Below are 13,948 nucleotides of genomic sequence, written 5' to 3'. Positions count from 1 at the left end.
TTTGTTAGTCATAACTGTATAATGTTTAAAAATAATAAAAAGTTATTGCCAATAAATTTTTTGAGCATTAAGGGCTCAAAATTTATCAGAATAACTTTTTAACTTACACAGTTAGTGGGATACTACCAAAATTATCTAACTCGACACTATCCTCTTACCAACCATTCAAATCATTATAATTTAGAGAATCTATCATTAATCCTTCTCTATATATTTTTAGATAAAGTTTCCCATCTTGCTTTGAAATAGAATCGCCTATTTGTACTTTTTTTTTCCATTTTCTTGGTAGTACAATCTTATTATATTTCGAATATAATGTTTCTACATTACGATTTCCTCTGTCATTCCTGATTTCAAGTATAACTGAATTGAAATTTTGCCTTGATTGACTCTTTAAAAAATATTCTCTATCACTTATCGGCTCTTCTTTTAAAATAAAGTTTCAGTAAAAATACATTAAAGATTAATAACAGGCAAAACGGTTGTAAATAAGGGCTTTACAGCCGTTTTGTGATTTTTTGGTAATGAGGTAAAAAGCAGGAAAAAGCGAGGTTTGGCAAAAGTAAGGTTACTAAAACGTTACTTTTAAATATTAGAAACAATCGTTTTAAAATACTGTATTTCAGCTTTCTGCATAGTTTTTCATATTGTTCAGTAGCTCACATAGGTTTAATTTTATCATTAAGAATTGTGAGTATGGAAACGACAAAAAAATCAACATTTAAGGTATTGTTCTACCTTAAAAAGAACGCCCCAAAGAAAAACGGAAAAGTTACGGTTATGTGCAGGATTACCGTAAACGGCAAACAGTCTGCATTCAGTACAAAGCTGGATATTTCCGTAACAAATTGGGATTTGAAGTACGGCAGGGTTTTAGGTAAAAGCCGAGAAGCCCAGGACACAAACAGCAAACTTGACAAAATTCGTTCGGGTATCGAGGAATGTTATTCCAAAATCCTGAAAAACGAGGGAGCTGTAAACAGTGCTAAACTTAAAAATGCTTTTCTTGGTATGGAAAGCGGAGAGCTTACCTTTTTCAAATTCTATGAACAGTTCCTTTCCGACTATGAAAAAAAGGTAAACAGCGGACTTCGGGTAAATGGCACACGCAGTAAATACAAAATACTTTTAAAACACCTGCGAAATTTTGCACTTACAAAATACGGTTATTCCGATGTGTCCTTTAACGATCTTACACCTGATTTTGTGCAGGACTTTGATTACTACCTGCGTGACGACCAAAGTTTAACACACAACACCATTTGGCTGTATATGATTGGATTTACTACCCTCTGTCGATTGGCAATAAGCAGAAAGCACCTCGCTTTTAATCCGTTCTGCGAGTACAAGAATACTAAAAAGGACAAAGACCGTGGTTATCTGTTACGGAACGAACTTGAACAGCTCGTAACGTTCAACTGCGAGAAGAAGAAAGACGAATTAATAAAAGACCTCTTTGTTTTCAGTTGTTTTACAGGGCTGTCCTATTCGGATATGAAAGGACTTAAAAACAGCAACATCCAAGAGTTTTTTGACGGTAACCAATGGATTATTGTACGTAGGAAAAAAACTGCTACATCGTCCAATGTAATGCTGTTGGATATTCCGACAATGATTATCGAAAAGTATGCAGGATTTTCAAAGGACGGCAAGGTTTTTCCTGTTCCGTCTAACAGCTACTGCAACGATAGATTAAGTGCAATATCCAAACAAATCGACTGCCTGAAAGAAAAGAAAGTAACCTTTCATTTGGCACGACATACCTTTGCTACCCTATTTTTAAGCGAGGGTGTTCCATTGGAGAGTTTGAGCAAAATGTTAGGACATAAGAATATTGCCACCACACAGATTTATGCCAAGATACTTAACGAGAAAGTTGGTAAGGATATGCAAAAGGTATCGCATAAATTCAAAGGTTTAGAACGCTCTTTTGTTTCGCAACTCTGAAACCAATTAAAGCAGGTAAGGAAAGTCAATGTTATTTACATTGGCTTTTTTTGTATTTTTACTATTGGTGGAAACAATGATAAAAAAACAGAATGAAAACACTTATACTACTTATAATTTCGTCAACACTATTATTGAGTTGTAACCAAAATAAAAAGAAAGAAGAGCAATCGACCACTAAAGGACTTTTATTGACCACGAAAGCCGTAGTGTATGGAATGGTTCACAGTTAGACAGAAACCTGTCTGCAAATGTTTTTAACGATTGGTGGAACAACGGCAACAAACCCGAACTGAAAACACAGGATAACCCTCTTTCCAAAACGAATACAATAGACAACCAACCAACGAAAGACCTTTTTGAGTTTATCCCACAGGAACATTCTCAGAATTTCGATATAGGATTATTCAGCCTTTTACCTGATGCACAAGGCGTGGATTATAAAGAAGAAACATTTGCTAAACGGATGAAGAAGAAAAAGAGACGATTGCAATAAACAATGCAATGCCATTGCATTACTTTTTTACTAACTTTGCAAAAGAATATGAAAGTCTTCTCTTCCATACTGGCACTTTTTATGATGGCATTATTTGTAATGCCTTGTGCTGATATGTATGAAAAAAATGTATTTAATATTCAGGAACATTCTACAGAAATAACACATCAGGACAACCACGAACATACAGACAGCGACTTATGTACACCTTTTTGTTTATGCGGTTGTTGTGGAATAGTTTCAGGTATAGTGCTTCAATGGAATGTATATAGCTTAGTTAAAGCAAAGACTTTTGATTTGTCTAAGCCTAAAGTTTACTATAAATCTACCTTTATATCCCACTATCTGGGAGGAATTTGGCAACCGCCAAAGATTAATGCATAATTTTTAGTGTTTTAATGATTATTGCTTTTTGCTTACAGCATTAAGCTGAATGTTTTTGGGTCATACTTCGTATTCTCGAATTTATAATCATTGCAATTTATCATTAATTATTCATCATTAATCACAATAGAAGTGTTAAATAGTATTATAAAATTCTCTATAAAGAATAAGTTCATTATAGGATTAATGACCTTGTTTCTCATCATTTGGGGGGTATGGAGTGCCAAGCAAATCCCCATTGATGCCCAACCTGACATTACAAACAATCAGGTTCAGATTATTACCCTGTCGCCTACATTAGCAGGACAGGAAGTAGAACAATTAGTAACATTTCCCGTAGAGCAAAGTATCGTTAATCTTCCAAAAGTAGAAGAGATAAGAAGTGTTTCAAGATTTGGATTATCTGTTGTAACCGTTGTCTTTCAAGATAATGTCGATATTTATTTTGCACGACAGTTAGTAAGCCAACAGCTGAAAGAAGCACAAGACCAGATACCTGAGGGGGTTGGAACACCTGAACTTGCTCCTGTCAGTACAGGTCTTGGCGAAGTGTACCAATATATTCTTCATCCCAAAGAAGGCAGTGAAGACAAATATTCCGCAATGGATTTGCGGACAATGCAGGACTGGATTGTTGCCAGACAACTTTACGGTACTCCGGGAATTGCAGAAGTCAATAGTTTCGGTGGTCTGCTTAAACAATACGAAGTTTCTATCGACCCAAACCGTATCAAGGCAATGGACGTTAGTATTTCCGATATTTTTACCGCACTCGAAAACAATAACCAAAATACCGGAGGTGCTTATATCGACAAGAAGCCCAATGCGTACTTTATTCGTGGGATTGGTCTGGTTACTTCATTGGAAGATGTAGGGAATATCGTCGTTAAAAATACAGGTAGCGTTCCGGTATTTATCAAAGATGTGGCAGAAGTACAATTTGGTCACGCTACCCGGTACGGGGCTTTGACCTATAATGGCGAAGTAGATGCCGTGGGTGGGATTGTAATGATGTTGAAGGGAGAAAACACCTCTGAAGTTGTAAAAAATATCAAAGAAAAAATACCAGTTATCCAACAATCTCTACCCGAAGACGTGGTCATAGAACCGTTTTTAGATAGAATGGATTTGGTTGATAGAGCGATAAGTACGGTTCAAAAGAACCTCATTGAGGGCGCACTGATTGTTATTTTTGTATTAATTCTTTTCCTGGGGAATTTCAGGGCAGGACTGATTGTAGCCTCAGCTATACCGCTATCTATGCTTTTTGCGTTGGGAATGATGAGGTTGTTTGGTGTTAGTGCCAACTTGATGAGTATGGGGGCTATTGATTTCGGATTGGTAATAGATGGTTCCCTGATTGTTGTTGAAGCGACAATGCACCATTTGGGCTTGCGGAAATCCACACAAAAACTTACGCAGGCAGAAATGGACGAGGAGGTATATGAATCTGCACGGAAAATTCGTACGAGTGCCGCATTTGGCGAGGTTATCATTCTCATTGTCTATATCCCTATCCTTACTTTGGTGGGTATAGAGGGTAAAATGTTTACGCCAATGGCACAGACTGTAAGTTTTGCCATTTTGGGTGCATTGATTTTGTCCTTTACCTATATCCCGATGATGAGTGCTTTGTGTTTGTCTAAAAAGCCGATTACCAAAAAGAATTTTTCAGACAAAATGATGGACTATCTTCAAGGGGTTTATAAACCATTGTTAGAAAAAGCAATTCGTATAAAATATGTGGTTATTGCGGTTGCCGTTGGGCTGTTTACCATAAGTATATTCTTTTTTTCACGGATGGGTGGAGAGTTCCTGCCAAAATTGGGCGAGGGCGATTTTGCTTTCCACTGTATCCTGCCACAAGGAACATCGTTAAGCCAAAGTCTGGAAACCTCTATGCAGGCATCAAGGATAATCAAGGAATTTGACGAAGTGAGAATGGTCGTAGGCAAGACTGGTGCTGCCGAAGTACCGACAGACCCGATGCCTCCCGAAGCCACTGACCTGATGATTATCCTAAAACCGCAGGACGAATGGAAAACAAAAAAATCCTATGACGAGCTTTCCAATGAAATGATGGAGAAACTTGAAGTTATTCCCGGTGTATTCTTTGAAGCCAATCAGCCGATACAGATGCGGTTTAATGAACTGATGACAGGTATCAGGCAGGATGTAGCCGTTAAGATATTCGGAGAAGACCTCGACAGTTTGTTGGTTTATGCCAATAAAGCGAATGCTATTATTCAAACAGTAGAAGGTGCGACTGCTCCGCAGGTAGAACGGGTAGCAGGTCTTCCGCAAATCAATATCGAATATGACCGTACCCGAATAGCCAATTACGGCTTGAATGTACAGGAAATAAACGATATTGTCAGCACTGCGTTCGCAGGTAAATCAGCAGGTGTGATTTATGAAAACGAACGAAGATTTGATTTGGTGGTACGGCTTGATGAAGCCCACCGCAGTTCCATTGAGGATGTGAGCAATCTGTTTATCCCACTACCAAACGGCGACCAAATACCGCTTTCACAGGTTGCAAACATTGATTACAAATTAGGGCCCGCACAAATCAGCCGTGAAGGCGGTAAACGCAGGATATATGTCGGCTTCAACGTACAGGGGCGGGATGTAGCCAGCGTTGTCAATGAAATTCAGGATAAATTGGCTGAACAGATTAAGCTACCGACAGGTTATTATTTTACTTATGGTGGTCAGTTTGAGAACCTCCAAAAAGCTACCGACAGATTACTCATAGCAGTACCTATCGCCCTGCTTTTGATTTTTATCCTGTTATACTTCACGTTCCATTCGTTCAAGGAAGCCGTTTTGGTCTATACGGCTATCCCGATGAGTGCCATTGGAGGCGTATTTGCCCTTTTATTGCGGGATATGCCATTCAGCATATCGGCAGGTGTCGGATTTATTGCTCTGTTCGGTGTTGCTGTTCTGAACGGGATTGTACTGATTGCCACGTTCAATAGACTGGAGAAAGAGGGTTGGAACGAGATTGTTCCGAGAATTATCGAGGGAGCTAAAACAAGGCTTAGGCCTGTATTGATGACAGCATCTGTGGCAAGTTTAGGTTTTTTACCAATGGCATTGAGTACAAGTGCAGGTGCAGAAGTACAAAAACCGTTGGCAACGGTCGTTATCGGAGGATTGATTTCAGCAACTGCATTGACGTTGTTCGTGCTGCCCTTGCTGTACCTCGTATTTATGAGAAACCAAAAACCTCCGAAAAATAATAAAACGAAAGCCATAGCACCCGTGTTGTTCCTGTTTATGTTCTTGGGATTTTCTCAAAACGGTAAGGCACAAACTCCGATAAATGTAGATAAGGCTATCGAGATTGCTGTGGAGAATAACCCTCAGCTACGTTCCAAAAATATGGATATTCAATCTGCCCAAAGCCTTAGCAAGACGGCGTATGAACTGCCGAAGACCGGTGTAGATTTCCAATATGGGAATATTAACAGTTTCGAATTTGATAACGGCTTCCAGATTTCGCAGACCATACCCTTTCCAACGCTCTTTGGGGCAAAGAAAAACTTGGTCAAAGAGCAAGTCAAAGGTCGGCAATGGTCAAAGGCTCTGACAGAAAATGAACTTAGAAAACAGGTAAGAACCTATTATTACCAGTTGGAATATTTGGAGCATAATGCTTCGGTTTTAAAGTATCTTGATACTATTTATGCAGACTTTATCCGCGTAGCAGAACTGCGGTACAAAACCGGAGATATAGGCAAACTGGACGTTAATACTGCGACTACCAAGAAAGGGGAAATAAGTCTTTTGTATCAACAGAACGAGGTTTTAAGGCAGAACGCCTATCAAAGCCTTAAAAATCTGATGCAGACACAGGAAGACTTCTTAATAGAACCGCAACCGGATTATACACCATTGCTGTTAAGTTCTTTCATTGACAGTTCGGCTGTTGCAAATCATCCGAGCATCCAGTTATTGTATCAAGAGGCGAAAATTGCCGAGCAGAACAAGAAATTGGAAAGAGCAAACAGCTTGCCTGATTTTACATTCGGTTATAATAACATATCGCTGATAGGAATGCACAGTAAAAATGGTGTAGAGCAATTTTATGGCAAAGGACAGCGGTTTAGTTTTGTTGATTTAGGTATTACAATCCCAATTTTTACCACCACCAAAGCAAAAATTCGCTCGCTTGATTACAAGAAACAATCATTGGAATTAAATGCGCAATGGCAGGAACAACAGCTTAAAACGGAATTGGCAAACGCCTTGAAACAATACGAACAATATGTAGCGCAGTTTACCTATTTCAAGGAGCAGGCACTTCCCAATGCTGATGAGATTATCAATGCTGCAAAGCTGGGGTACAGTACCGGAGATATTTCTTATGTGGAGTACCTATTTGCCTTGCAGACAACAGCAGACATTCAGCTTAATTATTTAAATAGCATTCAGCAAATCAATGAGGCTGTAACGCTTATCCATTCATTAATCAGTAAATAATACAATATATGAAACGTATCATAAATAATATAGTTTTTAGCGTTCTTGTCCTCGTTGCATTCTTTGCTTTCAACGCCTGTACAAATAATCATAAAGAGGGCGATGGGCATAATCACGGAACGGAAGCAGAAACAACAACGGACGAACACGAAGAAGAAGAAGAAAATGTTGCAGTGCTGACCGATGAGCAGATGAAAGCGGTGGGTATTGAAATCGGTTCAATTGAACAGAAGCAATTATCCGCAACATTGAAAGCCAATGGAGCATTAAGAGTTCCCAACAGCAACAAGGCGAATGCAACCTCGTTGTTTGGTGGTGTTATCAAATCCCTTAATGTGGAGATAGGCGATTTCGTAAGGAAAGGTCAGGTTATCGCTACTATTTCCAATCCGCAATTCATACAATTGCAGGAAGAATACCTAAGCATCAATAGCCGGATAGAGTTTGCCGAACAGGAACTTGTAAGACAAAGAGAGCTGAACGACGGAAATGTCGGAGCAAAGAAAAACCTGCAAAGTGCCACTACTGAACTGAACACGTTGAGAACACGGAAGTCTTCTTTGAACCAGCAAATTCAAATGATGGGGATTAATCCGGCTTCCTTGTCAAATTCGAGCCTTAAATCCTCATTGGTCGTTACAAGTCCGATAAGCGGTACTATCAGCAATGTTTTTGCCAAAATCGGAAGCTATGTAGATGTGTCATCGCCTATTGCTGAAATCATAGAAAACACAGCCCTGCACTTGGACTTACAGGTGTATGAAAAGGATATTCCTTTAATCAAAATAGGTCAGAAAATAGATTTTGTCGTAACCAACAATCCCAATAAGACTTATTCTGCCGAAGTTTATAGTATCGGCTCATCCTTTAGCGGAGAGAGTAAAACTATTGCTGTTCACAGCAAGATTACAGGAGATAAAGCAGGATTGATTGACGGAATGAGTATAACCGGAATGGTAAGTTTAGATGATGTATTAAGTACGGCTGTACCCAACGATGCTATTGTCAATGCAGACGGAAAGTATTACATCTTTTTGGTCAAGGAGCGGGAAGAAGAAGCTCACGACCATAAAGAGGGCGAAGCTCACGACCATAACCACGGTTCTGAAAAAGGAACTCAATTTGTAAGAATGGAAGTCGTTAAAGGTGCTACGCAATTGGGTTATACGGCAATTACACCTGTAAGTGAAATTCCGCACGGTGCGCATATCGTGGTAAAAGGCGCGTTTTTTGTGAATGCAAAAATGGATGATTCGGGAGAACACGCCCACGCTCACTAAAAAACATTGGATAATGAAAAAAAACATTGAACAGAAGCTGTTGTCAAAGAACACCAATCCGACAAGTATGCGGATATTGGTGTACGACTTCTTGGAGCAACAGCAGACAGCAATGTCCTTATCTGAAATTGAGAGCCATTTTTATAAAGCAGACAGGGTTACGATTTACAGGACTTTGAAAACTTTTGAAGAAAAAGGCATTGTACACAGTATTCAGGAGAACACTACGGTCAAGTATATTCTGTGCCACGATGGGTGTGATGAAAATACACACAAGGATTGGCACTTACATTTCTATTGTAAGATTTGTAAGCAGACAACCTGTAAGGAGGATTTTATAATACCGCAGAATGGAAGTCAGAATTACCGTATCGACGAACTAAAATTATTTGGTAAGGGAATTTGTGAAAACTGTTTAAAGGAGAGTTTGCAATAGCATTGCAGGCTCTCCCTGTGTAACTTTGTTATAAATATAAATGTGTTATGGACACCTATCTTAAAGAAACAAAAATCCTTGACTACTCCAATGCTTCCATACAAAAGCTATTGGAGCAGAGAGGGTGGGAAAACTTGGACACCGTTGCCAAAGTTCAAGCCATTTACAATTTTGTACGGGACGAAATAAAGTTTGGCTATAATGTTTCTGATTATATTTCCGCATCGCAGGTGCTGAATGACGGGTACGGACAATGCAACACAAAAGCCACTTTATTAATGGCTTTGTTAAGAGCAACAGATGTACCTAACCGTATTCACGGCTTTACCATTGACAAGGCATTGCAGAAAGGAGCTATTACAGGTATTTGGTACAGACTATCGCCTAAGAATATCTTGCATAGCTGGGTTGAAGTTTGGGTAAACGAGCAATGGTATTTTTTGGAGGGCGTGATTTTGGATAAACCGTACCTCACTAAATTACAGGAACAGAACAGTGATTGCAAGACCACTTTTTGCGGTTTCGGGGTTTATACCGATAATTTTGAGAACCCGCCGATTGAATGGAACCTCAATAATACATTTATTCAGGATAAAGGCATCAATCGGGACTTTGGCGTTTTTGATACACCCGATGCGTTTTATGCAAAACATCAACAAGAACTGAACGCTTTCAAGAAGTTTATTTTTCAGCATATCGTGAGGCATATAATGAATAATAATGTAGAAAGAATAAGAAATAAAAAAGTGTAACGAACCTAAAAAATTAAAGGCTATGATAAATACAGACAAAAATCACAAGCATACTTACGATGCACAAGGCAAAATGACTTGTTGCACACAGGAAGAAAAAATCTACACCAAAGCAGGTGCTAAGGAATTGGTAAAAGGGCATCACAAAAATGACGGGCATAATCACGACCACAGTGATGATGACGGACACGACCATTCGCATTCAGGAGATACTGACAATGTTTTCAAGATGTTTCTTCCCGCCATTATTTCCCTTGCGCTGTTGCTTGCAGGTATTGCAATGGATAATTGGTTTCCGCAGACGTGGTTTACTGATTGGGTACGGATTATTTGGTACGTGGTGGCTTATGCTCCTGTTGGACTGCCCGTACTCAAAGAAGCCGTTGAGAGTATTCGCAAAGGCGAGATTTTCTCGGAGTTCTTTTTGATGGGCATTGCAACTATCGGGGCATTTGCCATTGGCGAATATCCCGAGGGCGTTGCGGTAATGTTGTTCTATGCCGTTGGCGAAGTTTTTCAGACAATGGCTGTTTCGAGGGCAAAATCAAACATCAAATCTTTGCTTGACCAAAGACCCGATGAAGTAACCGTTTTAAAAAACAATGAACCGCAAACCGTAAAGGCAGAAACTGTTGCCGTTGGCGAAATTATACAGCTTAAACCGGGAGAAAAATTAGGCTTAGACGGAGAACTGTTGTCCGAAACGGCATCTTTCAATACATCGGCTTTAACAGGCGAAAGCAAACCAGATACAAAAAACAAAGGCGAAACCGTTTTGGCAGGGATGATAAATCTCAACACCGTATCGCAGGTAAAAGTTACGACCGCATACACCGACAGTAAGTTGAGCAAGATTTTAGAATTGGTGCAAAACGCCACTACACAAAAAGCACCAACGGAATTATTTATCCGGAAATTTGCAAAAATCTATACGCCTATTGTAGTGCTGTTAGCCATAGCTATTTGCCTACTGCCTTATTTCTTTGTAGAAAATTATGAGTTTAGAGATTGGCTGTACAGGGCTTTGGTATTTCTGGTTATTTCTTGTCCTTGTGCGTTGGTTATTTCCATTCCGTTAGGTTATTTCGGTGGTATTGGTGCTGCAAGCAAAAACGGAATACTGTTTAAAGGGAGTAACTTTTTAGATGCTCTTTCCGATATCCAAAACGTAGTGATGGATAAGACAGGCACAATGACAGAGGGCGTTTTTAAGGTTCAGGAAGTCAATTTCAATCCTGAATTTGATAAAGCCGAAATTCTGGAATTAGTTAACATTTTGGAAAGCCATAGCACACACCCCGTAGCAACCGCTATTCACGAATACGTGGGGAAACCGAATAATGAAATCCAATTGGAAAATACGGAGGAAATCGCCGGACACGGTTTGAAATCAACTGTAAACGGTAAGGATTTATTGGTCGGGAATTTCAAACTGATGGATAAGTTCGGCATACCATACGACTTAGACCCGAACAGCATCGTTTATACAACTATCGCCGTTGCTTACGACAGCAAATTTGTCGGTTACATCACGATTGCCGACAGTATCAAAGAAGATGCACAGGAAACCATAACCCTACTGCATAAGCTCAATGTTAATGCAACGATGCTTAGCGGAGATAAAAGTACCGTTGTAAAATATGTGGCGGAGCAGTTAGGGATAGACAATGCTTTTGGAGATTTATTGCCCGAAGACAAAGTAAACAGGGTTAAAGAAATCAAAGCCAAAGGCGAAAGCGTTGCTTTTGTGGGCGATGGTGTAAACGATGCTCCTGTTGTGGCATTGAGCGACGTCGGTATCGCAATGGGTGGTTTGGGAAGCGATGCCACTATCGAAACCGCAGATGTGGTCATACAGGACGATAAGCCAAGTAAAATACCTATGGCAATCAACATCGGTAAACAGACAAAGAAAATCGTTTGGCAAAATATCGGTTTGGCTTTCGGTGTCAAAGCGATTGTACTCGTACTTGGAGCAGGTGGATTGGCGACAATGTGGGAAGCTGTTTTTGCGGATGTTGGCGTGGCGTTATTGGCTATTTTGAATGCGGTAAGAATACAGCGAATGAAATTTTAAACCCCTTCAATTTATGAGTTTTGAAAAGGAAAAAGAAAAAACGAAAAAAGAAATATATCCCCAATCGGCATATTTCTCAATCAAGTAAGCCTGTAAAAAGGGTAGAAAGATTGCGTCATAGAATACTTAATTGGACAATGCTGATTTTCCTTTCTGCCATATTGATATTCCTAATTTTTGCTGTTGTCCGTCATATATATCATCATTATATAGGCAATTTTCAGCACCATCAACACCAACATCATCATCATCATCGTTGAAATGACAGATGTTTTTGATGAGGGAACAGCGCTGTTGGCAATTCACTACTCATAGTGCGCTTAAACATTTCAAAATAATCGAATGAATAAATTTTACAACGAAACATTACATAGGTTAAAAACAACAGTCAACGAATTGGAGGTTGAAGCTGATTGCTCCATACAACGGATAGAAGCTGTTATACTTCTTATTGTAGAATGCCTATCCGAATTAAAGGAATATGTGCTAAAAAGAGGGTTTAAGAATACTGATGAGGAAATCCGTTTTTTCAAACATCAAAAACCTGTCATCGTGGCTAAACTCATCTATTACAATGCCATTTATAAAATTGAGACAAAGAAGCCCTATGGAGCAAAGCCTATTAGGAAATACCTCAAAAAAGAACTGAAAAAGCTAAAGAGGTTCTTTGACAGCAACCTCGATTTTTACAAGTATTACCGTAGCAATAACTCGTTCCTTGACGAGAAATATTTCGTTCGGGGCAACCACGATATAAAGCTGTGGCTGGACACGTATTATTTCCAGTCTGACCAGTCCTTTTCCACTTCACATGATTACAAGGTCGCCAAGATAATAGCCAACGATTTGATACAGGTCTACATCGAAGACCAGTTATATCACAAGTTCCAAAAGAATAAATCGAAAGCCCAAAAGAAGCTGAAATGGACAGGTAGCAAAGTGGCATTGATAGAATTGATATATTCCCTGCATTTCCAAAATGTGTTTGACAACGGGAGCAACGACATAAGAGAAGTTGCCCAATATTTTGAAAGTGCCTTTGGCATTGATTTGGGCAATTTCTATCAGACCTATTTGGAGTTGAGAAACCGAAAGATGAACCGTACAAAATTCCTTGATGTGCTTCGGGAGGAACTTATACGGAGAATGGACGAGCAGGACGGTAGGTAGGGTTTGCTATATCTGTACAGCGTAAAAAGGGTTTAATAAAAGCCCTTTTTTCTTGTCCTGTTTTACCAAGTGTAATAATCGGATATTAAAATCCTTTGTATGGTTTTGAGAATAATAAATTTTGTATATTTGCTGTGAGCTAACGGAAATGTGTTGAAAAGCAAAGCAATAAGCACCGTTACCAAATCGTTACTTGACTATCTTTGATAACCCACATAAGAGCCTTGTATTCAACCGAAAAGGCTTTTTCCTGAAAACTTTAAAATAAAAATTCCTACAATTACAATTAATAAAAAGAATGGTAAAAAAACAAGTAGAGATATTATTACATTTGCTTTTTTCATCTTAACAATCGTGTTTGACTATTAGTATACATAACGCCAACTCCAAGTTTACCTCCAGGCCCTACATTAAAACTTGATGTTCTATAACCATTTTCCAAAAATTTTTCCATTAAACTCTTGAATTATTGGTTCTGTTTTAAGTTGTAAATATTCTGGTCCGAATCTTATTTCTCCTTCAAATTTTTGATAAATATTTAGACTTTCAGAATTAAGAAATGTACTCCATTCAATCATTTACGATGTTTTTTGAAAATTACGGCTAACGGGCCGAGGCTTGGCGATAGTGCGGGATTGAATTGAGCGAAAGTTCAATTCAGAACCGAAGGAAGCCAAAGCTGTGAGCCTTTTGGTAAATTTAATAAAAAAACAAAAGCAAACAGCTTTTTGCGGAATAGAAAGCCGAAATTTTCAGTTATGACTTAACCCGCCATTGCGCCAAACCCTTGTGCCTGTTGCACAACTAGAATAACGTAAAATTTCTTAACTTGTTATTATGCAAGGCAAAAAAGAATTTACACCCCAATTATTTTACGATTTAAGTTTGGATCGATTGGTACCTTTGGATAATTAC

At 39.0% G+C, this 13,948-nt stretch carries 10 protein-coding genes; 8 read left to right on the top strand and 2 right to left on the bottom strand.

Annotated elements, in window-relative coordinates:
- The first annotated feature begins 696 nt into the window (after window positions 1-696).
- The 7 genes from ACVFVN_RS13890 to ACVFVN_RS13860 all read left to right on the top strand — a co-directional run bounded on the left by ACVFVN_RS13890 (window position 697) and on the right by ACVFVN_RS13860 (window position 11,863).
- A complete protein-coding gene (locus ACVFVN_RS13890) occupies window positions 697-1,947 on the top strand; it encodes a site-specific integrase (RefSeq protein WP_456235733.1) in 1,251 nt (416 codons plus the stop codon).
- 544 nt (window positions 1,948-2,491) lie between these two features.
- On the top strand, window positions 2,492-2,827 hold the full coding sequence (locus tag ACVFVN_RS13885; RefSeq protein ID WP_456235731.1) for a DUF6660 family protein: 336 nt from the start codon (window positions 2,492-2,494) through the stop codon (window positions 2,825-2,827).
- Window positions 2,828-2,959: 132 nt separating this feature from the next.
- Window positions 2,960-7,318: a CusA/CzcA family heavy metal efflux RND transporter gene (locus ACVFVN_RS13880; protein ID WP_456235732.1), complete on the top strand. Its 4,359-nt coding sequence runs from the start codon at window positions 2,960-2,962 to the stop codon at window positions 7,316-7,318.
- Between the two features lie 8 nt (window positions 7,319-7,326).
- Window positions 7,327-8,598, top strand: a complete 1,272-nt coding sequence (locus ACVFVN_RS13875; RefSeq protein ID WP_032132265.1) for an efflux RND transporter periplasmic adaptor subunit — start codon at window positions 7,327-7,329, stop codon at window positions 8,596-8,598.
- 13 nt (window positions 8,599-8,611) lie between these two features.
- A complete protein-coding gene (locus tag ACVFVN_RS13870; RefSeq protein ID WP_013597180.1) occupies window positions 8,612-9,034 on the top strand; it encodes a Fur family transcriptional regulator in 423 nt (140 codons plus the stop codon).
- 47 nt (window positions 9,035-9,081) lie between these two features.
- Window positions 9,082-9,786 carry a transglutaminase-like domain-containing protein gene (locus tag ACVFVN_RS13865; protein WP_003010388.1) on the top strand — a complete coding sequence of 235 codons (705 nt, stop codon included), beginning with the start codon at window positions 9,082-9,084 and terminating at the stop codon, window positions 9,784-9,786.
- Window positions 9,787-9,808: 22 nt separating this feature from the next.
- On the top strand, window positions 9,809-11,863 hold the full coding sequence (locus tag ACVFVN_RS13860; RefSeq protein ID WP_456235730.1) for a heavy metal translocating P-type ATPase: 2,055 nt from the start codon (window positions 9,809-9,811) through the stop codon (window positions 11,861-11,863).
- A 126-nt stretch (window positions 11,864-11,989) separates the two neighbouring features.
- Here the strand turns inward: ACVFVN_RS13860 and ACVFVN_RS13855 are convergent, their stop codons facing one another.
- Window positions 11,990-12,169, bottom strand: coding sequence for a hypothetical protein (locus ACVFVN_RS13855; RefSeq protein WP_456235729.1), 180 nt, complete (start codon window positions 12,167-12,169; stop codon window positions 11,990-11,992).
- Between the two features lie 36 nt (window positions 12,170-12,205).
- Between ACVFVN_RS13855 and ACVFVN_RS13850 the strand changes: the two genes are divergently transcribed.
- Window positions 12,206-13,033 carry an RteC domain-containing protein gene (locus ACVFVN_RS13850; RefSeq protein ID WP_456235728.1) on the top strand — a complete coding sequence of 276 codons (828 nt, stop codon included), beginning with the start codon at window positions 12,206-12,208 and terminating at the stop codon, window positions 13,031-13,033.
- A gap of 425 nt (window positions 13,034-13,458) precedes the next feature.
- On the opposite strand, the gene ACVFVN_RS13845 is transcribed toward ACVFVN_RS13850, so the two are convergent.
- Window positions 13,459-13,611, bottom strand: coding sequence for a hypothetical protein (locus ACVFVN_RS13845; RefSeq protein ID WP_456235727.1), 153 nt, complete (start codon window positions 13,609-13,611; stop codon window positions 13,459-13,461).
- Window positions 13,612-13,948 lie beyond the last annotated feature (337 nt).

The organism is Soonwooa purpurea (assembly GCF_053891095.1).
This window is presented reverse-complemented; position numbering and strand designations above follow the sequence as displayed.